This window comes from Bradyrhizobium sp. Ai1a-2 (assembly GCF_000426245.1).
GTDB lineage: Bacteria > Pseudomonadota > Alphaproteobacteria > Rhizobiales > Xanthobacteraceae > Bradyrhizobium.
Map to the genome: position 1 here is coordinate 78,376 of NZ_AUEZ01000021.1, position 26,956 is coordinate 105,331.

Consider the following 26,956-nt stretch of genomic DNA (forward strand, 5'->3'; position numbering starts at 1 on the left):
CATGGCCAAAAATTTCTTTCGCAATTTCTTACCGAATAGCTTCGCGTTAGCTCGTCTCAACCTGTCTTGGAGATGAGGAGAGGCGTCACCGGGCGGTGGGGTGTGCCCGCTTGGAAAGCGGGCCACGCTGGCGGTTGCGTGCGCTGATCATTGACCTGTCGGCATCGCCAGGCTGGTTCCAGGCTGGCCGATGCATTGTCGTATTCGTTTCGCATCACCTGCTGCTTTGGAAGGCCCCGCATGCATTCGCTTCTCCGCTCCCGGTTGAATTCACGCCGCGCTTTGCTTCTTGTCGGCGCAAGCACCGTCGCGATTGCAGTGAGTTCGGGGGCCCATGCCCGCCCGTTCGGCTCGTGGGGATCGACGACCGCAGCGACGCAAGCGGCGGCCAATGCGGCGCAGGCCGCAGCCCAGCAAGCGGCACAGGCAGCGCAGAACACGCAAGCGTCGATGGCGCGCGCGGCGCAGGCGGTCCAGGCCTTGCGGGCGGCGCAGAGCGCGGCGCGCAATCTCGCGGCCAACGCGCCGAGCGCCATCCCGAACGGGCTCAACGTCGGCGGACTGGTGCCGGACAGCGGGCTGAGGGCGCCCGGCGTTGCCAACGACGTCACCAGCTGGGTCGGCGCCAACACGCCGACGCAGACCACGAGCAACGGCCAGACCACGGTCAACATCGAGCAGACCCAACAGAGCGCGCTGCTGAACTGGCAGAACTTCAACGTCGGCAGGGACACCACGGTCAATTTTGATCAGAAGGGCAACGCCACCTGGTCGGCGCTCAACCGGGTCGCATCGAATGTCTCGCCGAGCCAGATCATGGGTGCCATCAAGGCCGACGGCGCGGTCTACGTGATCAATCAGAACGGCATCATCTTCGGCGGCACCAGCCAGATCAACGTCCACACGCTGATCGCCTCGACGCTCGATCTCGGCACGACCCTGAGCAACAACAACTATCAGATCTACCTGCAGAACGGGCTGTTCCAGAGCCCCATCCCCACCTCACCGGGCGGCCTCACCGGCACGGGCGCCGCGATCTTCAATCAAGGCAACGGTGGCAAAGTCACCGTCCAGCCCGGCGCGGTCATCGACACCACCGGCAAGTTGAGCACGAATAGCGACGGTGGCTATGTCGCGCTGCTCGGCGACGGCGGCGTCAGCAATGCCGGCAGCATCACCACCAGGAACGGGCAGATCATCCTGGCCGCGGATAGCTCCGTCACGTTGATCACGCCGACGTCGACCGCCGTCGGGGTCAAGACGGCGCTGCAGGTCCTGGCTGCCGGCGGCGCGGTGAGCAACGAGTCCGGCGGACTGCTCGTCTCCAACTCCGGCGCGGTCACGCTGGCGGGCGGCACCATCAACCAACTCGGTGGCATCGTCGCCACCACCGCCACGACGCGCACCGGCTCGATCAGCATGAGCACGGTCTGCCTGCAAACCTGTGCGAGCGGCGCCGACGGCAACATCGTACTGGGATCGGCGAGCCTGACGGCGATCCTGCCGGACGAGACCAGCGGCACGTTGCCGACCTCGACGGCGAATTCCACTGTTACGATCAACAACACCACGATGCCGTATTTCCAGGCTGTGTTGCAGCCGCAGATCAATATCCAGGCCGCGGGCAGCGTCGATGTGCAGGGCAGCGGAGGCGGCCTCGACGGCGCGCTGATCAAGGCGCCGAGCGCCGCACTGACCATCACCGCGGGCGGCGCACCCGCAGATGGCACCGCCGGCACGGTCCTGCTCGAGCAAGGCAGCACTATCGATCTCTCCGGCATCGCCGGCGTGACGCTGCCGATGTCGATCAATCAGCTGAGCATCACAATCACGGCGGCCGAGGTGGCCGACACTCCGCTCGCCCGGAGCCTGATCGGCAAGACCGTGACCATTGATGCGCGCCTCAGCGGCACCCGCGCCGATGGTTTCCACTGGGTCGGCTCGCCGCTGCTCAACGCCGACGGCTATGTCGGGCTGATCCCCCAAAGCATCGACCAGCTCCTCACCACCGGCGGCAGCTTCACGACGTCGGCCAGGAATTTCGTCCAGCAGCCGGGCTCGGTGATAAACGTCTCGGCCGGCTATGTGCAGTACACTGGCGGCACCATCAGCACCACCCGCCTGCTCGGCACCAACGGACGTGTTTACGACATCGGCAGCGCCGATCCCAACATCGCCTATGTCGGCGTCGGCAACGGCTTCACGGTCCTGCACAAGGTCAACGGCACCGTCGACCCGAGGCTGACCGAGATCTACCTCAATCCGCTGGGCGGCAGCAACTCGCGCTACGAGGCGGGCTACATCGCCGGCGCGGATGCCGGCTCCGTCACCGTGGCCGCCGTCAACCCGATCGTCAATGACATCATCGGCAAGGTGGTGGCCGGCAACCGCCAGCGCGCGCTGGCGGGATCGTCGAGTGTCGCGGCCGCCGACCAGATGCCGACCGGCGCATCGCTGAGCATCACTTTCGTGGGCACTCTGAGCAACGTGGTGCTCGCGCCGCAGGTGGACGTCGGGCCGGATCCGTATGGCCTCAGCAGCTTGAGCTTCGCGAATGCATCCAGTTGGACGCCGGTGCTCGCCAACGGCGTCTTCCCGATCTTCAGCGATGCGCTCTCAAATGCATCGCTTGGCAGTGTGACGATCAAGGGCGCGCACCAACTCGACCTGGCAACGAACGCCACCCTCTCTGTGCGCCCCGGCGGCAGCATTACGCTGGACGGTGTCGCTACCATCGACGGCACGCTGAGCGCGCCCGCCGGCAAGATCAGCCTGACCGGCTTCACCTATGCGAGCCGCAAACCGGAGCAGCCGCCGGCCCCGGCACTGGTGATCGGATCGAACGCGGTGCTCGATGTGCGCGGCCGCTGGGTCAACGACACCCGCCTTCTGCCGGATCAACTCGAGGGTCGCGCCTTCGTCAATGGCGGCAGCGTGAGCATCAGCACGATCGCCGCCAGCGATGGGCCATTGCAGGGTCCAGGCCCCTTCGTCGACGTCACCCAGAGCATCGTGCTGGCACCGGGCAGCATCATCGACGTGTCCGGCGGCGGCTATGTCGACACCACCGGCAAGCTCAAGACCGGGTCCGACGGCCTGCCGGTCGGCAAGGGTGGCAGCCTGACGCTGACGACCTATGCTGGCGGCTTCAACGGTACCCCCGGAAACTCGACGTTCAAGGACGCTGACTATAACGTTTCTCCGCGCGGCACCAACGCCGATGGCACGGTCAACCACCCCGATCAGGCCAATGTAGTGCTGGGCGGCACGATCTATGCGGGAGGCTTCGACGGCGGCGGCACGCTGACGCTGCAGGTGCCGACCATCGTTATCGACGGCGCAGCAGCGGAGGTCACGTCATACGTGTCCAGCGCGACGGCCGACGCGATCGCTGGATACAGCGGATTGCCGGTCACGAGCTTCACCAAGTCGGATGCCAATGCCGGCCGACTGGTTCTGCCATCCTCGTTTTTCACCAGCGGCGGTTTCTCCCAATACACCCTGACCGACAGCTATGGCGGCACCACGGTCACCGCCGGCACGCAAGTGCTGTTGCAGCAGCCGACGGCCTTGCCCACCGGCCGCGAAATTGAAATCCCGACCGGCACGCCGGTGCACAGCTTCGCGCCCACAGGGCTTCTGCCCGATGGCATCCGCAAGCCGGTCAGCCTGACGCTGAGCTCCCTCGGCGCGGACATCCTGCTCGACCGCGGCGCCGGCATCGTGGCCGAGCCGCAGGCCAGCGTCAGCCTGATCGGGAACGCCACTGTTCTCGGCAGTATCGTGGCTCACGCCGGCGCCATCAATGTGGTGGGCGGCTTGGTTTCGATCGGCTCGACCGCCGTGCTTGACGTCAGCGGCGTGTTCGTGCCCGATCCGCTGGTGACAGCCTATTCCACTGGCACGGTGCTCGACGCCGGCACCATCACGCTAGCGGGCCAGATGACTGGCACCACCGTGGTGGTGCAGCCGGGGGCGCAGTTGAATCTGCAGGGCGCCAACCGCCTGATCCAGGTGCCGCAGGGAGGCTTCGGGCCGCGCCTGCCGAGCCAGGAGATGTGGAGCGATGGCGGCACACTACAACTCGCCGCCAGCAACATCTATTTTGCCGGCACCGTCAATGCGGCCGGCGGCGCGCCGCTGGCGACCGGCGGCACCTTGACCATCGGCGATATCGCAACGCCGAGCGCCATCGCCGGCAACTCGGCCCTGCCTTCGCCCAACGTAATCGTCATCGAGCCGGCCGGCCTCGTCGCGGCGAACCTGCCGGCGCCGGGCGCCTCCGCCCCGGCGGGCGCCTTCATCGGCGCCGATACGCTCAGCAACAGTGGCTTCGATTCCGTGAACTTGAACGCCGGCATCATCGCGTTCGGCGGCTCGGTGACTGTGGCGATCCCCGGCGCCCTCACCCTGCGCGCCGACAGCGGGAATTTCGTGCTTCTGCCGCCCAGCACCGGCCTGTTGCCGTCAGGCGTCAATCTCGGCGATCCCGCCAACAATTTTGGACTCGGCGTCTGCGGGGCGGATTGCATCCTGAGCATCGGCGGCGCGACAGTGAACCTGGATGCCGGCTATGTCCGGATCGTCGGCAGACATGACCCTGGCAACATGGCCCTGCCGAAGGTCGCAGACGGGACGCTGAACGTCACCGCCCGGTGGATCGATCTCCAGGGCGCAATCGCCCTGCACAACGTTGTCAACGCGAATGTTACCAGCGCTGCCGCCATCCGGTTGCTGCCGGACAATTACGGCTTTATCCCCGGCGGCGCCGGTGCCGGGCGGACGACCTTCGGCGGGGCGCTGATTACGCCGGGCAATCTGACGCTGCGGGCGGCCGAGGTCTATCCGGTCAGCAACACCGACTTTCTGCTGATGTCGACCGGCACGCTTCCCTCCGCCAGCACCATCGCCGTCGCGCAGAACGGCGTCCCGACGGCGCCGCTCTCGGCCGGCGGTAGTATTCTCCTTAGTGCGCAGACCATCGAGCAAAACGGGACGCTCTGGGCCCCTCTCGGTAGCATCGTCCTCGGCATACGGGACACCGACGATTTTCCGACCGATCTAAAGGATGCGGTGGGCAAGCTGATTGTCGATAACATTTTTGCTTCAGGGATGTTCAGGCCGACCCAGAACGTGATCTTGGGCGCGGGCAGCCTGACCTCGGTGTCAGCGTCCGGCCTCGTCATTCCCGACGGCTTCACCATCGACGGCACCACCTGGTATCAAGGCAACCCCAAAGGCGACGAGGCGCGGACTCCGCAGGTGCTCGCTGCGCCGCCGAGCAAATCGATCAGGCTGTTCGGCGCCAACGTGGCGACCCGGCCGGGCGCGGTGCTGGACCTGAACGGCGGCGGCGACATCTATGCCACCGAATATGTGGCCGGCACCGGCGGCACGCGCAACGTGCTGACGACCTACCAGACCGACCCCGCGACCGGGAACGTTGCGCCGCAGTATGCCGATGGACGGCAGGTCTATGCCCTGGTGCCGAGCTATCAGGCCGGCGTTGCCGCCTACGATCCCAACTTCGCCGATCTCCCCTATTATTCCGGTGCGAAGGTCGCCGGCAGCGGCGCCAGCGCAGCGTATGCCAATGCGATCATGCCGGGCCAGTCGGTGACCATCGCGCCCGGCAGCGATATTCCAGCCGGCACCTACACACTGCTGCCCGGCATGTACGCGACGCTGCCCGGTGCCTATCGGGTGGTGCAGGTGGCTGGCAACTTAAACCGGAACGCTGCCGTCAGCGCCACCACCGCCGACGGCTCGCAATATGTCGCCGGCACGCTCGGCAATGCGCTCACCGGTGCGCGGTCCTCGCAGTCAGTCATCCTCCAGCTCCAGTCGCAGGCGGTCTGGTCGCAATATTCGCGGATCGACATCACCTCGGGCACGAGCTTCTTCCGCAACGTGGCGCTGGCCGCGGGCAAGGCCCCGCGGCCATTGCCGATCGACGGCGGCGTGTTGGTGCTCGGCGCCATCAACTCCCTCAATCTTGCCGGCACCAACCGGTTCGCGCCCGGGATCAGCGACCTAGCGCCCGGCCTTGTTGGCGGCGGCGGCCAGGTCCAGATCAGCGCGACCAATATCTTGATTGCCGCACCCGCAGTCGATGGGACGCTGCCCTCGGCGCCCGCCGGCTATCTTGTGCTCGATGCCGACCAGATCAGCAATCTTGGGGCTTCATCCGTGCTGATCGGCGGCACTGCGAAGGTCGTCGATGGTGTCCAGAACATCACCGCCACTGCACTCAACCTCGAGATTGCTACGGACGCGGCGCATCCGCTCACCGGGCCGGAACTGCTGCTTGTTTCGCTCGCCGGCGACGGGGGCCTCGTGGTTGACGCCGGCAGCGTCGTCCGGGCTGTCGGGACAGTGCCCGCCGGCACCAGCCGCGACATCACCATCGGTGCGCTACCGGTCAAACGGCCTGATGGCTCCTATTCCGGACAGGTCAGCGGTGACGGTTCGCTGCTGCGCGTCTCCAACGGCACGGCTGTGAACGTGAGCCGGATTTATGTGCCGGGCCAATACACGGGTGACGGGCCGCCGCCCAGCAGCCCCACGCCGCAGGGAGCGTTCTCGATCGGCGCCGGCGCGATCGTCGACGGCGGCAACACCTTGACGCTCGATACCAGCGGCAGCGGCACGCTTGCCTCCGACGCTATCCTGAAAGCGCGGAACTACGACATCGCCGGCTCGGTCATCAATGTCGGCGGCGGCAACTCCGGCATCGTGCTGAACCCGGCCGTGCTATCGAACTTCAACGACGCGGTGTCGGTCCGCCTGCGCAGCGCGTCAGTGATCAATCTCTACGACGCCGGTGGGCTGCGTATCGGCGATCCCGCGCATCGCATCGGCACGCTGACCTTCGACAGCGCCGGGCTCTACGGTCAGGGCGGCAGCACGATGGTCAACGCGTCCAACATCAACCTCGCCAACAGCCGCGGCGTGACCGGCACGGGTATTGCCGGGGCCGGCGGCACGCTGACGCTGAATGCCAGCGAGATTGTCACCGAGGACCTCGGCGCCAAGAGCCTGCGCGGCTTCGGCCAGGTCACCTTCAACGGCGGCCGGGCCGTTGCGTTCAGCGGCGGCGGCAGCCTCGACGCCGGAACGGCGAACGTGCTGTTCTCGGCTCCCGTAACCATGGTCAATGCCGGCGCGACGCAATCGGTCGAGACCTCCGGCAACGTCACGCTTGTAACCGGCGCGGGGACGAGGCCCGCGAGCGTTGCGACCAACATCGGCGGCGAGCTTTCCATCAAGGCCGCGTCGATCCTGGACAACGCCATCATCCAGGCCCTGTCGGGCAACGTCAGCCTCACCGCGACCACGGGCGACGTCGTGCTCGGCGCCGGGGCTTTGATCGACGCCTCCGGTTCGGAGATCACGATTCTCGATATCGTCAAGGATGCGCCGGGCGGCAAGGTGAAGCTTGTGTCGAACACCGGCAACGTGATCATCGGTCCGCAGGCGAAGGTGAGTGTCGCGTCCGCGGGCATCGGCTTTGCCGGCTCGCTGTCGATCCAGGCCGCAGGCAGCGTCACGCTTGACGGCACGCTGGACGGCCGTGCCGCGTTCAAGGATCTCGGCGGCAATTTCATGCTTGCTGCCGGCAACCTCGCTGCCGGCAGCAAGCTGCCGACGAGTTTCACCGGCAGCATCGCGGTGGCCTTGAAGCAGGGCGACATCGTGATCGGCACCGCCGCCAATGCGCTCGCGACGGCCCTGAGCGCGGGACAGATCACGCTCACGGCCGACAATGGCGCGGTGCTGATCTACGGCACCGGCGATACGAGCAATCCCGCCAATCAGGTGACTGTGCTTGATGCCAGCGGCCTCAACGGACAGATCGCGCTCTACGGCGCAAGCGGCGTGACCATCGGGGCCGGTGCCCGGCTCACGGCGGCGTGGGTCGCGGATGATCCCAGCAATCCGAACTACGCCAACGGTACCTCCCTCCTGGTGCAGGATGGCGGCACCATCAAGCTCGGCACCACCGGCGCGTCGGACGGCACGCTGAATGCGACCTACGGCTACCAGAACGTTGCGACGTCGGGTCTGATTTCGGTTGCGTCCAACACCACATTCGATGTCAGCGGCGGACCCGGCGGTGCCAACATCTCCAACACGGGCGGGGAAGTCATCCTGCGCGCGCCGATCCTGAGCGGCGGCGGCTTCAATGCGCAATTCCACGGCACCATCGTCACCAGCGCGGATTCCGCCGGCAAGCCGAGCGGCGGCGGGCTTGTGCTCGATGCCTACGCCGTGTGGAGCACCATCGATGGATGCTCGCTGATTCCTGCAGGCTGCAGCTCCATCACCACGGTCGCGCAGTACAACGCACTGAGCGCTGCGCAGAAAGCGCAGATGGACCAGCATTTCGACGGCATCATCGATCCGGCCGGATTCTTCAATGGGACGGGGCAGCGGATCGTCAATCCCACGGCCGTCGCCGGATCCACCGGGATCTACCCCACGTCGACCTATGCCGCGCCGGCGGCCGGCGCCTACTTGGCGCATGTGAACTTCTACCAGAACACTCTGGTCAATTTCGTCCAGCAGACCAGCCTCGGCGGCTATGATCTTTCGGGCGCGCAGATCAAGACCAATGCTCCGGGCGCGGCGGCGCAGAGCCTGACGCCGGGCTCGACGCTGCATATGCGCCCCGAGATCGCCCTCGTCAGCCCCAGCACGGGTGCCGGCAACAACGGGGGTAATATCACAGTTGCCAGTAACTGGAATCTCGGCGGTGTGCTGACGGTGCAGACCTCGAGCCGCAATTCGCCATTGACGAGCTACACACCGGCCTATCGCTCGACCGTGAGCGGCTTTGCCGGCGACCCCGGCATCCTGACGCTGCGCGCCGCCAACAATATCGCCATCAACGCCACGATCAGCGACGGATTCTACGAAACCGTCGATGCGTTCAACAGGGCGGCGGCAACCAGCTACAGGCTGGTCGCCAACCTCATCGCCAACAACCCGGCGCAGGCGTCGGTTTCGGGAGCGGTCGTCAACGATCTGAACACGACGTCGGCAGCCAGCCTCATGCGGATCGTTCCGGGGGTCAACAACGGCTCGTTCTCCTATGATTTCGTCGCCGGCGCGGCGCTCGGCAATGGCGCGCCCTCGGCCAATCCCAATGCCGTCGTGGCGATTTCCGATCCGGCTTCGGCCAGTAACGCGAACGGCAGCGTCATCATCGACGGGCATACGAGTTACCGGGATGTTTTGGCCCCGACACTGACCATCAACATCCCGACGCTGGTGCGAACCGGTACCGGCTCGATCGATATCGTGGCGGCCGGCAATGTCGCGTTCGTCGATCAGGTCGCGCCGGGGGCCGTCTACACCGCGGGCGCTCTTGTGACCCCTCCGGCCGGCTTCAGGGCGGCCGCAGCCAGCACCGGTTATTTGGGGAACCCGAATGGCGTCGTGGGATTGCCGAACTGGTCCACCGGCGGTGGTGCGGTGGCCGTCACGGCCGGAGGCTCGATCATCGGCATCGAGACGCCGGTGGATTCTGACGGTAGCCAGACCGGCATCGTGGGTGGCCCCACCGGCCAATTCTGGAGCTCCTGGTACATGCATTACGGGCGGTCGAACGGCACGGCGACGCCATTCTCCGGCTGCGTGGTTGCCAGCACCTCGGCCTGCCAGACCGCGTCCTGGGTGAATTTCAACACCTTCTTCCAGGGCTTCGGCGCCCTCGGCGGCGGCAATATCACGCTCACTGCCGGGGCTGACATCATCGATGTCGGAGCCTCGTTGCCGGAAACCATGGTCGTGAGCGGGGGGACCGGCGTCCGCGACGCGAACGGCAATCCGATCGGGCCCGTGGCCACCTATTATGGCGGCGGCAACCTCATCGTGAAGGCCGACGGTGATCTCCTGAGCAGTAATTTCCTGGTGGGCCGCGGCACCGGCCTGATCCAGGTCGGCGGCGCGGTCCAGGCCAACCCATCGACCGTCCTGACGCAGATCGGCAGTAGCGCCGTCACCGGTCGAATCCCGTTGCCACTGCTGCTCGCGGTGCAGGACGGGTTCATCACCGTCGCCGCCCGCGGCGCCATCACCCTCGGCAATGTCTACGATCCGGCCTCGGTGCCGACCGATGCATATGTGAGAACTCCGGTCGGTGGTCTGCCCGGCGGCAGTGGTGCCAGCAACAATCCCGCGTGGAACAACTTCTTTACGTCCTTCGGCCCCGGCAGCGGCGTCTCGCTGACCAGCACCGCCGGCGATGTGACGGCCCTGACCATATCCTCTAGCGATAACTCCACCGGCAACATCGCTGGACTATTCCTTCACAACGATCAGGGTGTTGGTGCCTTGACGCAAGTTGGGTTGTTACTGCCGGCCAGGTTTGATCTGGCCTCGCTCAGCGGGAATGTGGTGCTCGCCGGCAACCCGACTGTCGACAACGCCAACCTCGTACCCTATCCCACGCGGGACGGAAACAACACCGGCACATTCAATATCGTCGCGGCGCAGTCGATCAACCTCGGCGGCGGAATTGCGATGCCCGATCTCAACACCACGGCGGCGCAATATATCGGCAATGACGTCGTATCGCGCCGCAACTACATCAGCCCGCTCGGGATGCCGCTCGCGACCCTGACCCAGGCGCTGCATGCCAACGACCCCGCGCCGGCCGTGATCGCGGCCGGACAGGACATCACGGTCACCCTCTCTGACGGCGCCAGCCTGACGCTGATCAAGCCGGTGAAGATCGAGGCCGGGAACGATGTCAGGTTGGCCGGCGCCTCCGCCACGACCAGCAGCGGTCCGCAGGCGAGTGGCGTCACTTTCATCGGCCAGAACAACAACGCTGACGACATCACCAGCATCGTTGCCGGCAACGACCTGATCGGCGGCTCCTATGTGCTGTACGGCCCCGGCACCCTGGTGCTGCAGGCCGGACATGACATGGGGCCGTTCTGGGAATCGAGCACGACGAATCGCCGGACCTTCGGCATCGCCACGATCGGCAACGGCAGCGCCGTCGGCAATTCGTTTTCAGGATCGCTTCTGCTCCCGATCAAGCCTTACCTGCCGTCGCAGGGCGCCGGGATCGACCTGCTGTTCGGCGTCAAGCCGGGCATCGACTATGCCGCCGCGATCAGCCAGTACGTCGATCCGGCCCGCGCCGGCGCCGGCGGCATCGACTTCCTCACCGGCATCGCCGAGATTCTCGGCCAGCCGCGCGGCCAGGCCTGGGCCACCTTCCAGGGCCTGTCGCCGGCGCGGCAGCGCCTCCTGGTCAACCGCGCCTTCCTCGATTTCCTCACGGAGGTGGCGCACGACTACCAGACGCCGTCGAGCCCGTATTACGCACAATACGGCCGCGCCTATGCGGCGATCTCCACGTTGTTCCCGGCCGGCTACGGCTACACCGACAACAGCGCGGGCAGCGGCAACGGCGCCGCCGTAACGGTCCCGACCGGCAAACTCAACATCGCCGGCTCCGTGCTCGAGACACAGATGGGCGGCGACATCAACATCCTGGGCCCGGGCGGCGGCATCATCGTCGGCCACGCCTCGCTCGACACGCTGAAGCCGAACCAGGAGGGCATCCTGACGCTTGCCGGCGGCAGCATTCGCGCTTTCACCGACGCCTCGATCCTGGTCAACCAGAGCCGCATCATGACCCAGCAGGGCGGCGACATCAGCCTATTCAGCGCCAATGGCGACATCAGCGCCGGCGAAGGGCCCAAGACCTATGTCTCCAGTCCCGCCGTCAGCCAGCTCTGCACCGTCGACGGCTACTGCTACGTCAATCCGCAGGGGCTCGTGACCGGCGCCGGCATCGCTGCCCTGGTCACGCTGCCCGGTCAGGACCCGACCAAGAGCAACGTCACGCTGGCGGCGCCCCATGGCACTATCGATGTCGGCGCTGCGGGCATTCGCGGCAATGACATCACGCTGGTGGCGCAGGTCGTGCTCAACGCCTTCAACATCCAGGCCACCGGCAACGTGACGGGCGTTGCGTTCACGCCGCCGCCCAACATCGCGCTGGCAACCACCGTCTCCAACGCCACGGCCGCCACCCAGCAGGCCGGCTTGCCGGCACAGACCAGAAACAACGAGCAGCCTTCCATCGTCATCGTTGAAGTGCTGGGCTATGGCGGCAACGGCGGCGACGGCACCTCGAACAGTGACGACGAGCGCCGCCGCCGCGAAGGAGGGCAACCGTAGCGGGTAGCCCGGATGTGCGCAGCGACGTTCGGGGCGACGTCAAAATGAATCCCGGATGTCGCGGAGCCTGTCATCGGACCGCGCTTCGCGCGGATCCGTTGGCTCGTCCAGGCTACACACTGCCGTTGCGCCTCGAGAAGCGCGTTGTGGCCGTGTCTTGAGGATGAGTCCACTCGCCGCGGGCGCTTCGGCCGTATGGCTCGCGTCTCGAGAGATGCGGAGCCTGTTGTCGCGCCGTGCTCCGCACGGACCCGTTGGCGTTCTCACAAAAAGAGGCTCGAATGACATCAGGTCAGCCAACGCAGCCCACACTACCAGCCGCTGCGGCAGATGCCGACCCGCTGTGGGCACTGCTCGCGCCCGAACGCCTCTCCGCCGTGGCTGACATCGGCGCCAACCCGGTCGGCGGCGATCCGCCGTACAAGCCCATGCTGCAGAGGCGCCTGTGCCGCGTCTTCGGCTTCGAGCCGCAGGACGAGGCGCTGGCCGCGCTGAATGCCCGCAAGAGCGATCTCGAAACCTATCTGCCCTATGTCGTCGGCAACGGTGAGCAGGGACGCCTTCGCGTTTGCGCTTCGTCCGGGATGACCAGTCTGCTGGAGCCCGACCCGCACATGCTCAGCCACTTTGCGCTGTTCAGCGAGTGGGGGCGTGTCGTTGCCGAAACCAGAGTCGCCACCCGCAGGCTCGACGATGTCAACGAAATCGACGCGTTGGATTTTCTCAAGATCGACGTGCAGGGCTCGGAGCTTGCGGTCTTCCGGAGCGGGCGACGGCGCCTTGCGGAGGCGGTGATGATCCAGACAGAGGTTTCGTTCCTCCCGCTCTACAAGCAGCAGCCGGTGTTCAGCGAGATCGATCTGGAGCTGCGCGGCCAGGGCTTCATTCCTCACGCTCTGACCGCGATCGACCGGCGCATGATCCTGCCGATGGCCGGACCCCATGTCTACTCTGCGATCCATCAACTGCTCGAAGCCGACGCGGTCTATGTCCGTGATTTCACCAGGCCCGATGCCATCAGCACCGAGCAGCTCAAACATCTCGCTTTGATGGCACATCACTGCTACGGGTCATACGATCTCGCAGGCATCTGCATCCATCATCTGCTCAACCGACAAGCGATCGTCCCCGAAGCGCCCGGCCGCTATCTCGATCTGGCCGCAGCGCATCGTGCTGCCGCTGTCGCGGCGCGCGACGCCGCTTCGTAGTTCGAGATGCAGGCATTATGCGCCGCCGTTCGCCAACGACCGTGAAGCTCCGAGTATTCGATCCCACCGGCGTTTATCGCTCGTCCCAAGAACCGCAAAAAAAGCCGGGCCCCTCGATCGAAGGGCCCGGCCGCTGTTATTGGTCAGAGCGTGATCCGGCTCGAGCATGATCCGAAAAGTGGAGACCGGTTTTCCGAAAAAGATCATGCTCAACCAAAGAACGAGAGCGGGATGACGATTCGAAGAAAAGTCATCACGCTCTGGATACCGGATCACGCTCTCATGTTTGCCTCACTTCGCGCCGCCGGTGGCGCCCTGGCAACCGTCGATCTGGTTGCCGGATGCATTGTAGGCGGCAATGGCGGTCGGGCGGCCGCCGTCGATGCCGGGCAGGATATACTGGTTTTGGATCGACGCCGCCCACGCCGGATCCAGCTCATGGAGGCCGTTGTTGCGGATGATCGCAGCAACGTTCGGATCGTATCCAGGGGCGCCCGCATCGGAGGTTGCCGGATCGTAGGGCGGCAGGCCGGTCTGCGATCCCCCGAAGAACCAGGCGAGCCAGTTCTTCAGCGCAGGCACGCGCGCTCCGGAGGCGTCGCTATAGCAGCTATAGACGTTAATGAACGTCGCACCGGTGATGGGATAGGCGCCGACGCGTTGCGGATTCGCGATGATGGAGAGGCCGCCATACGGCACGCCGCCGAAGATGGTGCCCGGCCCGTACACCTGGGCGTAGATGTTCCAGTCGTTGTAGGTGACCGCAGGTGCCGGGAAGTTCAGGCTGCGGAACGCGGCCTGTGCGCCGGTCGGGGTCGGCGGGATGAAGTTCTGCGCGCGGCCGCTCACCACCTGGCCGGGATGGTAGACGCCGACGACGCGCTGGTTCTGGTTCTGGATGCTGGCGGACAGCGGCGCCGGCGCCGTGATGGTCTGCCCCAGGATTTCTTCGCTCACCGTGGTGGCGTAGGGCTGGGTATAATCGGCGCTCAGGTAGCCGATCCGGCCCGCGAGCAGGCGGCTCGTTCCGATCTTGAGCGCTTCATGGTTGCTGCCTTCGGCGCTGATCCAGCGCGGATCGGGCCGCTCCGAATCGTCCTCGACCGCGAGCGAGTCGCGATGATCGTGTTCCGCATCGCCTTTCACCGCGCGGATGTTCTCAAGGAGATTGTCGAAGTCGCTCGACGGCAGGTTGGCGGTCGTGGTCACCGTTCCGCCCTTGGCGATCCCGACGCCGGTGAAGATCGCCTTGTAGTTATAGGTTCCGGTGGGGTCGAGCAGCGGGCAGTAGTTGGCCAGATAGTTGGTGAGGATGAAGCTCGTGCCGGACTCGTCGGAACGATAGACGACGCGGATGGGCAGACGGCCGCTGGTATAGGCGACGGGCGTGACGGTGCCGTTGGTGTTGTCGTCGTAGAAGTGCTGGAGCTGCTGGGCTCCGGTCTTGTCGAGATAGGGGATGAGAGTGGAGGTGTCGTGCCAGTCGGTCACCGTGGCCGAGAAGATGGCGCACAGTTGCGCGGCCGAGAGCTGGATGGCGCCGCCGGCCTGGGTGTTGGGCGTCAGGGCGGACTGGTTGTTCCAGGTCACGCCGGAGAGTGGATTGGAGGTGTTGACGGCGATGGCGACCGGCACTTCCAGAATCGGAAGCTGGATCGGAGCGCCGGCGCTTGCGGTGTTGAAGCTGACCGTCTTCCGGGTTGCTGCCGCAATCAGCGGAGTGTTCTGCCAGTTGGTCGATGGGAGGAAGTTGCCGAACGACACGGTGGTCAGGTTGGTGCTGGCAAGCGGCGCGTCGCTGGCGGTGAAATCGAGCTGCGGATACGGATATTTCGAGAAGTTGGGGTTCGCGGTGTCCCGGAATGGCGGGTTGAGCGACGGCCGCTTCACCAGCGCCGGCGTCGACTTCGGATTGCCGCGGAACAGCTGGCGCGGATCGTTGGCGATGTAGGCGCGCTGGCCGTTGCCGCTGCCGACGCCGGCGAACAAGCCTTCGACCGCGGTGGAGAACTGCGTGCAGCTCGCGGGCAGGAGATCCGGGCTCGGCGTCGCGGTGGTGAAGCTCGGCGAGAACGTCTGGCCGTCATTGGCGACAGTGGTGCCCGCATAGCAGTCGAAGATCTGTCGCAGCGTCAGCGATGACAGCATGCTGCCGCCGCCATAGATTCCAGTCGAGATCGTGCTCTGGGCCGCAGCCGGTTGCTGGGCTCCGAGCATGGCGGCAGCCGACAGCACGACCAGCGAGGTCGTGCCCAGCAGGCGCCCGGCGAAGGATTTCGTCTTCATGTCCTTAGACTCCCTGTTTGACAATGTGATGCGGCGTCGCGCGACCCGCCTCAGGGTCTCGGGACCGGAAAGGTCTTGTTCGATGACAATGAATGGGATGACGATGAAGAAGACCTTGGAAGTCCGTAAGACGATGGGACAGCACGACGCGCAGAACCAAGCGGCCCTCCGCGCCGTATCGAACGACGCCAGTGCAGTGCTCACACCCCTAAGACAATTTGAACGAGCCCGACGCGCAGCAAGTCTTGCCTTATTTTTGTGAGCGCGAGACATCTCGTCTGGCGCGCGCAGTCGTCTTCTGTAAATGACTGCGCTTCTTTCTTCGTCACAGCCGGGTTTGCTGCAACGAGGCGCATCATCATCGCCACCGACGTCATCGCCGGCTGAAGGACCGGGCGATCCATCAGCCCGGAGCGTTGATGATGGATGTCGCGGTGGACCGGACAACACTGTCGCGCGTTGCTCCGCTTCATAGCGCTCACTGACGTCGACGTGGACTGATTCGTACGGCCAAGTCGGATGACGACACCGAGCTTTCGAAAGTCCCTCTTTGCGCAAGCAGGTATGCGGTTTGCCGCAACATGCGCGGCCGCAACATCGCCGCCAGCACGAAAAAACCGGGCGCCTCGGTTGAGGCGCCCGGTGATTGTCGCGGAGGGATGTGCGGTCTGGGATCAAGCGTGAGTGCGGCTTGACCCAAGGCCATCATGCATCAGGGGTTGGCGCCGCCGGTGACGCCGTTGCAACCATCGTTGTTCACGCTGCCGCCCGAGGCGAGGGCGATGGCGACGCCCGAGCCGGGAGACAGAGGTCCGTTCTGAACGCGAGGCAGCCACAGGGCATTCAACGGAGAGAAGCCGTTGTTCCTGATGATGGCTGGGACGTTCGGATCTGGGGGCAGAGTATTTTGGTAGAACCAGTTCAGGAAGTCGATCAGGTTCTGTCCGTTGGTGTCGTTTCCTTGGCAGCTATAGATCGCGAGGTAGGCCGTGCCCGACAGCGGGTAGGCGCCGGCGCGGTTGGTCAGCGGGAGAACGGGTTTACCCGCCACCGCTATGCCACCGTGGTTCGGCTCGGTCGCCGCGAAGTTGATGCCGTACACGTTCCAGTCGGCCCAGGTCGAATTCGTTGCCGGAGGTGTCAGGGCTGCATCGCTCCACGCGCTATCCGCACTGGTCGGTGTCGGCGGGATGAACGTCAGGCTTGACCCGGTTGTGGCGGGACGGGAGATGGTGTTGATGCGCTGGTTCTCGTTCTGCACGGAACCCGCATAAGGCGCGTCGGGGTTGATGGCGTAGGGTTTGACGAAGTCGGCGCTGAGATATCCGATGCGGCCCGGCATGGTGCCGGCGCTGGTGGTGCCGACCGCAGTTTGAACTCCGCCGCTTGCCGTTGCGGGGACCCAGGCACTTGTTGTTACGGTCGTGGTCGTTGACCAAGGCCCAGGACCTCGGAAGTTGCCGATGTTGGTGATCAGATTGGCAAAGCTGTTGTTCGGCAGGTTCGTGGTGTTGAAGATCGACTGGTAGCCGTAGGTGTTGGCGGTATCGATCAGCGGACAGACAGCCTTCAGATAGTTGGTTATGATGAAGCTGGTGCCGCTGCCGTCCTGGCGGTACACCACCTTGATCGGCAGGGAGTTGGGGCTCGCCACGTAGGGTTGGGACGTGCCGACGCCGTTACCGACATTGGTATAGTGGAACGGCGCGGTCTGGAGATTGCCCTGGTCGTCGCGGTAGGGGATGCTGGCCGTGCTGTTCCAGTCGGTCACGAGACCCGAGAAGATCGCGCAGAGCTGCGCCCCCGAGAGCTGGATGGCGCCGCCGGTGGTGGGATTGCCGCTGAACGGGATCTTCGAGTTGATCACGAACAAGCTGCTGTTGATGTTGATCGGGATCGCGACGTTGACCGCGAAGGCCGGGAGCTGGACCGGGTTGCCCCAAGATCCCGCGCTGTAGGTATTCACCTGGGTGGCGGCGTTCAGCGTGATCTGGGCCAACGCGCCGGCAGCGGTCGACCAGTTGGTGGTTGGAGTGAAGCTGAATGCCACCGTCGTGAGGGCCGCGAGGGTTCCGGGCAGCGGCGAGTCGGACAGGCCGACGTCCACGCGCGGATACGGATAGTTGCCGAAATTGGTCGAATTGGCGCTGTCGACGAATGGCGGCGATGCCGGGGGGAACGGCGTGTTGATCAGCGTATTGGCCGCGACGGTGGTGACCTGGCTGCCGCTGAACCACTGGTAAGGTTTGTTGCTGATGAAGCCACGGAAACCGTTGCCGCTGCCGACGCCGGCATACATGCCCTGCAGCCACGGAGCCACCGGCCCAGCTGTCGTGCAGGTGGTCGGCAATTTGCCCGGTCCCGGGAAGGTGGCATCAAACGTGTAGCCGTCGCCGCCGACGGTGGCGCCCGTGTAGCAGTCGAAGATCTGCCGGAAGGCTTCCGAGGCGAGCGAGCTGCCGCCGAAGTAGAGGCCGTCGGTGGCTTGCGCGTTCGCGGGCGTGGCGGCCGACGACGCGAGTAGTGCGAGCACCGAAGCGGTGCCGAGCAGGTATTTGGACGTTTGCATTTTCATCTCACTGGGTCCTGTGGGTTGGATCACCGGCGTGCGTCGTCATCCCGTCGTCACGAGAGTGTAGAGTAATGTTCAAGATGTAATGGAGTAATTTTTAAGTCTTCTTCTCAGACTCATGGAATAATTCTAAGAAGAAAACGAGTCACTCACGCGCCGAAGTCATGCCTCCGTCGTCGATGATTGGCTAACGTCTATTAGACAACATGAACTTCGGGTACACGCAGAAAATTTTTGAGACCGTGAACCGAAAAATAACTTGGCAATACTCTGCGAGATGATTTATGGACTCCCGACCTGATGGTGTCTGTTGGCGACACCACCTTGGCGGGAATTCGTCTCAAACGGAGCCTCCCCACATGAAAGACAATTCGAGCGGGCGACTTGCGATTCACGTGGAGCATGGCGGCCATGCAATCTTGGTGCGACCAGCGCAGCAGCCATTTGCAAACGGAGGCGGTGAGCGTCTTTCAGGCAATCTTCCTTCAGCCAACCTGAAGCGGGCGCAGGAGTTGCATCAGCAGGGCGTCGCGCATGCGCAGCAGGACCGCTGGCGCCAGGCGCTGCGTGCGTTCAACGACGCGGTGAGGCTTGCGCCCGATCAGGCCGGCTTCAACTACTGCAAGGGCGTCGCGCTGTGCCGCTTCGATCGCTTCGACGATGCGCGCGAAGCGTTCATGGCGGAGCTTCGCGTGACGCCGACCCATGCGCCCGCACTCACCGAGCTCGGCACGTGCCTTGCGCGCACCGGACGCACGCGGGATGGCATTCCCTATCTTCAGGAGGGGCTGCGTTTGATGCCCAGCATGCCGCTCGCCCAATACAGCCTTGGTCTCGCTCTCCTGACTGAGAACCGGCGCAACGAAGCGCTTGCGGCGCTCGACAAGTCGATCATGCTCGACGCCGGCTATGCGGATGCCTATCGCACCCGCGGCCTTGCTCATGTGATGGATGGTCAGTTCGACAAGGCCGTCGACGATCTCCGCGCCGCCTCCACCATCGACAGCCAGAACTACAAGGCGATCCTCGAGCTCGGGATGAATTTCGGGCTGGCGGAGCGCGAGCAGCAGGCGGAGCGGCTGTTCAAGCTCGCCGCCGACAGCGCGCCGACTGTCGCGCTGCCGCAATATCTCTACGGTCACTTCCTGATCAATCATCGCCAGTTCGAACGCGGGCTCGTCTATGTCGACCGCGCGCTGGCGCTCGAGCCGCTGCAGGCCGAGCATCATGTGGCCCGCGGCTTCGGGTTGCTCGGCCAGGGGCGTATCGAGGAGGCGGTCACAACCTATCGGCGCGCCGGCGAACTCGATCCCGGTAACGCTGCGGTTGCCGGAACCCTGCTGTTCGCGCTTCAGCACAAGCCGGGCGTGACGCGTGACGAACTGTTGCGCGAGCACAGGCGGTGGGCGCTGCTCTATCGGCCGCATGCGCCGATCGATCGTCTTGCATTTCCGAACGCGCCGGATCCGGCGCGCAGGCTGCGGCTTGGCCTCGTGTCGGCGGACCTGCATCGTCACGCGGTGTCGTTCCTCGTCCTGCGAGCGTTTGAAGAGTTGGCGAAGCTCGGCTACGAGATCGTCTGTTACAAGACCGACAGCAAGCAGCAGGACGACGATTTCAGCGAGCGCTACAAGGCGGTCGCGGTCACCTGGCGCGACATTTCGGGGATCGACGACGCGGCGCTGGCGCGGCAGATCGCCGAGGATCGTGTCGACGTCCTGTTCGATCTCGCGGGCCACACCGCCGGCAACCGCCTGTCGCTGTTCGCCATGCGCGCGGCGCCGATTCAGCTCGGCTGGGCCGGCTATGTCGGCACCGTCGGGCTCGACACCTATGATGGCCTCATCGCCGATCCGGTGGAAATTCCGCCAGAGCATGACGCGAGCTATGTCGAGCGTCCGATCCGCCTGCCGGATTGCTACGTCTGTTATCAGCCGCCCGCCAACGCGCCCGAGGTGCCGCCGCTGCCGGGCGCGAACGGCGATCGCTTTACCTTCGGGTGCTTCAACCGGCCCGCCAAGCTCAACGCCGAAGTTGGCAAGGCCTGGGCGCGCATTCTCGCGCAGGTGCCGGATTCTCGCATCCTGATGGTCTATGGCGGTCTCGGCGAGGCGAGCACGCGCGACGCCATCTACAACTTGCTCGGCCAGGGTGGCGTGCCGCGCGAACGTGTCGAGCTCGTCGGCGAAGGCGAGCAGTTGAAGCTGCTGCAGGCGTATGGCGAAGTCGATCTGGCGCTCGATCCGTTTCCCTATTCGGCTGGTGTCACCACGCTGGAGGCGATGTGGATGGGGGTTCCAACCGTGACCTTCGTCGGCGAGACCTTCGCCGGCCGTCACTCGGCGGCGCATCTCACCGCCGCGGGCCTCAGCAGCTTCTGCACGTATAGCATCGACGATTATGTCGCCATGGCGGTCGACTGGACGCACCGGCGCGACGAGCTCGCTGAGCTGCGCTGCGGGTTGCGCGCGCGCGTCGCCGCTTCTCCGCTGTGTGATGCTCCACGCTTCGCCGACAACCTGTCACGCGAACTGACGCGACTGTGGACCGAGTGGTGCGAGGCACGCACCGCGAGGGATGCAGCGTAGGTTTTGATCTTGAGAGACGCCCGGTCTCTCATTTCGTCGTCGCAGGGCTCGTCCCGGTGACCACGAATAGGGATGCATTGCTCTAACTGTCGTTATGGCCGGGACAAGCCCCGCCATGACGAAGAAAAAGAGCCCGTAGGGTGGATTGGCCTAAGGCGTAGTCCGCCGCCCCACGTCGCAAGTGAAACGTGGACTATGCTTCGCTAACCCGCTCTGCACTAGGAAGGGACCGCACCGATGTCGAAAGCAGCGATCAGCGAGGCGCAGGCGTTGCGTGCAGGCTCCATGCTGGACCAGGCGCCGTCCGAGCGGCGGATGGAATTCGTCCAAACCGTCATGAACCGCGCGCTTGAACTCTATCGCGGCGGTCAGTTCGACAGCGCGGAGGTGCTGTTCGAGACCGTGGCGTCGGAGCCTGCGGTGCGGCCACGGATCCAGCACATCCGCGGCTTGATCGCGCTGCAAAGCGGCGAGGACGAGCGGGCGCTGGACTTGCTGGAGGAGGTTATCCAGCTAGATCCCTCTGACGGCGAGGCCCATGCCAATCTCGGCGTCCTCCTGCTCAAGGCCCGCCAGAACCCGCAGGCGCTGGCCGCCTTTGCGGCCGCGTTGACGCTGCAGCCGGACAATGCGGCGGCGCTGTTGGGCTTGGCGCGCGCTCTGGCAGCGCTGGACCTCAGCGATCTCGCCCATGACGCGATCCGCGACGTGCTTGCGCATGCGCCTGACTACGTCGAGGCGATCCTCGAATTCGGGTGGCTGCTCAGCGACACTGGGCGGCATGACGAGGGTGTCACGATGTTGCGCGATGCGCTGCAGCGGCATCCCAAGCAGGACCAACTGCGCACGGTGCTCGCCGTCTGCCTGTTCGGGGTCGGCGACTGGCCGGCAGCCTGGGCCGAATACGAGGGGCGGCTATCAGACCCGAGGGTCAGCAAACACCTGTTGCGCACCGATCGCCCGCGCTGGCTGGGCGAAGAACTCGCCGGCAAGACCATCCTGCTACAATCCGAGCAGGGATTCGGCGACACGCTCCAATTCGTGCGCTATGCGCCGATGGTCAAGGCGCGCGGCGGCCGCGTGATTCTGCGCACGCCGCGGGTTCTGCTGCCGCTCATGCGCACGGTCGCGGGCATCGATGACGTCGTCGATGATCAGACGACGGCCCTTGCGTTCGACGTGCATGCGCCACTGTTATCGCTGCCGCTGGTCTCGGATACGCGGATCGACACGGTTCCGGCCGTCATTCCCTATATTGCGCCTGATGCACAACTGGCAGCTCGATGGCGCGAGCGCCTTAGCGATCATTTTGGTGGTCAGTCCGGCGTCTCCGTCGGCCTGGTGTGGCAGGGCAATCCGGCCCATCTCAACGACCAGCGCCGGTCGATTCGGTTCGATGCGCTGCGTCCCCTCCTTGACTGTCCGAATGCGCGCTTCATCAGCCTGCAGGTCGGAGCCGGACGAGAGCAACTGACGGAGTTCGACGATTGCATCATCGATCCCGGTGCCGAGATCGACATCGGCTCCTTCGCCGACACGGCGGCGATCGTCGCCAATCTTGATCTCGTGATCTCCATCGATAATGCGATCGTGCATCTAGCCGGCGCGATGGGCAAGCCGGTCTGGGTCCTGCTCGCCAAAAGCAGCGACTGGCGTTGGCTCAGAGATCGCGACGATACACCCTGGTATCCGCAGGCGCGATTGTTCCGGCAAACAAGGCCGGGCGATTGGGCCGGGGTGGTCGGTCGGCTGCGCACGGAGCTGTGGTCCTTCGCGGGGGCCGAGGTGCCGTTGCCGGCGGACAGGACCCTGGATCCAATCACGGCTTCGGCGCTGCACATGACCTCGCTGCCGCGTGCGGCCGACCCGGTTCTCTGCGATGCACTGTTCGTCGAGGCCTGTCGCCATCATCATGCCGGGAATTTCGATCGCGCGAGAAAGCTGTATGTGCAAGTTCTTATTTTCGAGCCGGAGCATATCAACACGCTGTGCAATCTCGGTGCGTTGGAGCTCGTCACGGGTCATGGCGAACGTGCGATCATGCTGTTGCAGACGGCTATGATGCACGCGCCCGATCTTGCGCCGGCCCGCATCGCGCTGGGCGATGCGCTGCTGGATGCAAAGCAGAACGAGCAAGCACTTGCCCAATATCGCAAGGCGATCGAACTCGCGCCGACCAGCGTGGCGGCGCATGTGGCCTATGCGTCGGCGTTGCGTAAGCTAGGTGAGGCAGGGGCCGCGACCGGCATCGAGCCGGATGTGGTGAAGCGCATGATCCATCAACATTACCGCAAGGCGCTGGAGCTCGCGCCCAACGATGACACGGTGCACGCCCAATACGCCCTTGCACTGTGCGAGCTCGGCGACCTCGACAACGCCATGATGCATTTCCTGGCGGCGACCAAGATCAATCAGCAACAATCGGCGGAGTTCTATGAGGCGCTCGGGTGCGCCTGCGCTGCGCGCGGCAACTCGCAGGGCGCGGAAATCAGCCTCAAACATGCGCTTGCGCTCGATCCGCAGCGCGTTACCGCTCGCTGCGCGCTCGGCGATCTTTATCTCGCGACCGCTCGTCCCGACGATGCACAGACCAGTTTCCGCGAAGCGCTGACCATCGATGCGGAAAATGCCGTGGCCTTGCGTGGAATCGAACGTGTGCACGCGTCGCACTCAACCATGGCCATCCACGGAATGGCGTGACATGCGCTTCGTTGTGAACGATCGCAGTCGCACTTGCGCAGAACCTTGCATCGCTGACGGTATCTGCGGATGTACGATCGTCGTCTCAACCAGCGACACATTGTTGCCGCTCGTTTATTGCGAACGAAATCAAACGTCTGTCGTTGACACTGGCGCGCGCCGTCACGAAGCGACCACGCGTTGTGGTTTCATTTCGATGTCATCAACCTTGGCTAGAAACAGCGCGACCGAATTGAAGCGTGTCAAATGCCGCGGTTGGGGATGGGGCCCCTGCAATGAGCGACACCAATCGAACGGCGTTGCTCACTCTTCTCGTCGCAAGTTACGACGATCTCAAACAACGTTTGACGCGACGGACCGGATCTGCGGATCTCGCCAACGAGGCTTTGCAGGATACATTTCTGCGCCTGAGCAAAGCGGACGGCATCGGGCCCGTGCGCGATCTGCATGCATATCTGTTCCGGGTGGCGATGAGTGCCATCAGCAATCGGCGTGTTGCGGAGCGCCGCCGCCGTACCGTTTCGGAAACCGATGCGCTGTTCGATCTGGCCGACGAAAGTCCCGGCCCGGAAAGGATTATCGAAGCCCGCTCCGAGATCAACGCGCTCAAGCAGGTGATCCAGGAGCTACCCGCCCGCCGTCGGGAGATTCTCATGGCGATATGTGTTGACGAGGTGCCGTTACGGCAGGTGGCGGAGCGGTTCGGCGTCAGCGTGCGCACGATACAGGTCGAGCTCAAGCAGGCGGTGGTGCATTGCGCGGTTTGTCTGGATCGCGGTGCGCGGATGCCGGGGGCGTTCCGGCGCCGAAGTCCGTTCGGCCAGCTGGATCACTCATCGCGAATTGCTGCGAGCGATAACGATACGCTTGCTCGCCGATTGCCATTCGGCGGTGGCAGGTGACATGCAATGGCAATGCAGGCTCATACCGTGCGTTGTGCCGAGGTGGCGGCGCCACGCCTGGCGCTAGAGCTGCGAAGCTTTCGCCACCCGCATCTGATACGCTCAAATCCAGGCTTAAACAGCCTGCAGCCGCACGGCGTAGTCGACCAGCCAAAGGGCAGGGCACAGGAAGGCGCCGAACGGCAGTTTCGCCGTGCGCGCGACGGAACGGTCACGCAGCCATGCCAGCAGCACGGCGATCAACGCGGCACTGGTTGCCAACGCAAAGCACAGGGGCACCGTGTCGAGCGGAAGCCACGCCCCGACGGCGGCCGCGAGCTTGACGTCGCCGAGACCCAGCCCTTCGCGCTTCCGCAACCATTGGTAGAGTTGACGCATCAGCCAGAGCGCCGCGCCAACCAGGATGGCGCCGCCCAGTGCGGTGGTCAGCGCACTCCAGCGATCGAACGGATCGAGCACAGTCGTGGCGACAAGTCCGGCGAACAGGGCGCTTCCAGTGATGATATCGGGAAGCAGGAAATTGCGCGCGTCGATATCGGCGCCGGCAACCATCAGCGTGCCGAGAATGGTCGACGCCAGCGCATGCGGCCATGGCAGCGTTGCCATCGAGATCAGCGCGACTGCGGCAAATCCGCAAACCAGCACGGTGCGGTCGGGTTGCAGGGCCTCCGCAGTCACATCGTCATCGGCGTGGTCGTCGATCGTCATCGTCGTCTCGTGTCGCTTCGCGTTGTGAGAAAACCTGCCGGGCGGGCCAGGCATGTCGGAGCTGTGCAATGCTAGCGCACGAAAATAATGCGACTGCGACACCAGCCGCGCCGCCGATCGATTTCATGACCTATCTCGCCGGCAGGGGAGCGTTGCGCGACGGCAAGGAAGGCGGCGCCCGTCGGGTCCGTAACGGTGACGGATTGGCCGGCCATACCGATTGGAGCGCCGTCACCAAGCTCACGCCCTCCGCGCTGGCCGACGAACTGGCCAGTTTCTATCAATGCGACCGCGTCCGGCGAGACGATCTGGTCGAGGGACGGTTCGCCGGCGCCGAGATGTCGACCCGCTTCCTCAAGGAGGAGCGTCTCTTCCCGTGCGAGAGCGCGGCCGGAACGTTGCGTCTCGCAGTAGCTGCTCCGATCGACGACGAGACGTTGCGGGCGATCGAACTCGCGCTGCGCAGGCCGATCGCGCTCGCCGTGGCCACTGCCGATGATCTGGAAGCCGCGCTTTCGTTGCGGCTCGAGCCCGATCAGCCGAGCGACGCCCCGCAAGTCGGCCCGGGCGCGGGCGAGGATGATCTCGACAATCTGCGCGACCTCGCGCGGGGTGCGCCGGTGGTACGGGCGCTCGATGACCTGTTGCGCCTGGCGGTCGAGCAGCGGGCGACCGATCTGCACATCGAGCCGGCTGGCAATGCGCTGCAAGTCCGGCTTCGCATCGATGGCATGCTGAAGAACGTGCCGGCGCCGCCGATGAGCATGGCCAAGGGCATCCTGTCGCGCCTCAAGATTCTGGCCGGTCTTAACATCACCGAGCGCCGCCTGGCGCAGGACGGGCGCGCGCACATCGCCGTCAGTGGCAGCGAGATCGATCTGCGGGTCGCCACCATGCCGACGATGCATGGAGAATGCGCCGTCATTCGCCTGCTGCGCAAAGGAGCGGGCCTGGTATCGCTCGACCAGATCGGCCTCAGTGCGCGCGACGAGGCGACCCTGCGCAAGGCGTTGCTGGCACCCTACGGAATGGTCATCGTCACCGGACCGACCGGTTCGGGCAAGACCACCACGCTTGCGGCATCGCTTGCGGTGATCAATGAGCCCACCCGCAAGATCCTCACCATCGAAGATCCGGTTGAGTACCAGATTCCGGGCATCAACCAGACCCAGGTGCATCCGGGCATCGGGCTCACTTTCGCATCGGCGCTGCGCTCGTTCATGCGGCTCGACCCGGATGTGATCATGGTCGGCGAGATGCGCGATTCAGAGACGGCCCATATCGGTGTCCACGCTGCGCTGACGGGCCATCTGGTGCTGACGACGCTGCACACCAACACCGCGGCTGGCGCCATCACCCGGCTGATCGACATGGGGATCGAGAGCTTTCTGCTGGCATCCTGCGCGCGGGTGATCGTGGCGCAGCGGCTGGTGCGGATCCTGTGCGATCACTGCAAGGAAGGTCACTCCTTGTCACCGGCTGAAATCGCCGCTGACGAACGCTATGCAGCGCTCGGCATCGAGGCGGGCGAGGTGGTCTGCCGGCCCAAGGGCTGCGACTGGTGTGGCCACACAGGATTTCGGGGACGCAAGGGCGTGTTCGAGATCATGGAGATCGGCACGGCATTGCGACGGTCGATCGGCCCGAAAACCGACTCCACCGACCTCGAAACCGCGGCGCGGCGCGAGGGCATGACCACCATGACCGAGGACGGCATCAACAAGCTACGCGCCGGGCAGACCACGCTCGATGAAATCTTCCGCCTGACCACGAGCTTGTAGGGCGATC

At 64.8% G+C, this 26,956-nt stretch carries 10 protein-coding genes; 6 read left to right on the top strand and 4 right to left on the bottom strand.

Annotated elements, in window-relative coordinates; genetic code table 11:
* Nucleotides 1-240: 240 nt before the first annotated feature.
* Nucleotides 241-12,204: a filamentous haemagglutinin family protein gene (locus tag K288_RS0116505; RefSeq protein WP_027580552.1), complete on the top strand. Its 11,964-nt coding sequence runs from the start codon at nt 241-243 to the stop codon at nt 12,202-12,204.
* Nucleotides 12,205-12,485: 281 nt separating this feature from the next.
* Nucleotides 12,486-13,412: an FkbM family methyltransferase gene (locus K288_RS0116510; RefSeq protein ID WP_084799623.1), complete on the top strand. Its 927-nt coding sequence runs from the start codon at nt 12,486-12,488 to the stop codon at nt 13,410-13,412.
* Between the two features lie 291 nt (nt 13,413-13,703).
* On the opposite strand, the gene K288_RS0116515 is transcribed toward K288_RS0116510, so the two are convergent.
* The 3 genes from K288_RS0116515 to K288_RS0116525 all read right to left on the bottom strand — a co-directional run bounded on the left by K288_RS0116515 (nt 13,704) and on the right by K288_RS0116525 (nt 18,267).
* Complete coding sequence (locus K288_RS0116515; protein ID WP_027580554.1) at nt 13,704-15,698, bottom strand: substrate-binding domain-containing protein; 1,995 nt, start codon at nt 15,696-15,698, stop codon at nt 13,704-13,706.
* A 200-nt stretch (nt 15,699-15,898) separates the two neighbouring features.
* On the bottom strand, nt 15,899-16,171 hold the full coding sequence (locus tag K288_RS53645) for a hypothetical protein (protein ID WP_160168977.1): 273 nt from the start codon (nt 16,169-16,171) through the stop codon (nt 15,899-15,901).
* Between the two features lie 239 nt (nt 16,172-16,410).
* A complete protein-coding gene (locus tag K288_RS0116525) occupies nt 16,411-18,267 on the bottom strand; it encodes a substrate-binding domain-containing protein (RefSeq protein WP_160168978.1) in 1,857 nt (618 codons plus the stop codon).
* A 362-nt stretch (nt 18,268-18,629) separates the two neighbouring features.
* On the opposite strand from K288_RS0116525, the gene K288_RS45715 reads away from it, so the two are divergent.
* From K288_RS45715 to K288_RS45725, 3 genes are all read left to right on the top strand, one after another.
* A complete protein-coding gene (locus tag K288_RS45715) occupies nt 18,630-20,858 on the top strand; it encodes a tetratricopeptide repeat protein (protein WP_201449690.1) in 2,229 nt (742 codons plus the stop codon).
* A gap of 237 nt (nt 20,859-21,095) precedes the next feature.
* Nucleotides 21,096-23,558, top strand: a complete 2,463-nt coding sequence (locus K288_RS49615; RefSeq protein ID WP_051334571.1) for a tetratricopeptide repeat protein — start codon at nt 21,096-21,098, stop codon at nt 23,556-23,558.
* A 275-nt stretch (nt 23,559-23,833) separates the two neighbouring features.
* Nucleotides 23,834-24,460, top strand: a complete 627-nt coding sequence (locus K288_RS45725) for a sigma-70 family RNA polymerase sigma factor (protein WP_051334572.1) — start codon at nt 23,834-23,836, stop codon at nt 24,458-24,460.
* Nucleotides 24,461-24,574: 114 nt separating this feature from the next.
* Here the strand turns inward: K288_RS45725 and K288_RS45730 are convergent, their stop codons facing one another.
* The gene (locus K288_RS45730) at nt 24,575-25,168 is read right to left on the bottom strand and encodes an A24 family peptidase (protein WP_051334573.1); all 594 of its coding nucleotides are present in this window, start codon (nt 25,166-25,168) and stop codon (nt 24,575-24,577) included.
* Between the two features lie 68 nt (nt 25,169-25,236).
* Here K288_RS45730 and K288_RS0116550 point away from each other — a divergent pair, with 68 nt between their 5' ends.
* On the top strand, nt 25,237-26,949 hold the full coding sequence (locus K288_RS0116550) for a GspE/PulE family protein (protein WP_027580557.1): 1,713 nt from the start codon (nt 25,237-25,239) through the stop codon (nt 26,947-26,949).
* Nucleotides 26,950-26,956 lie beyond the last annotated feature (7 nt).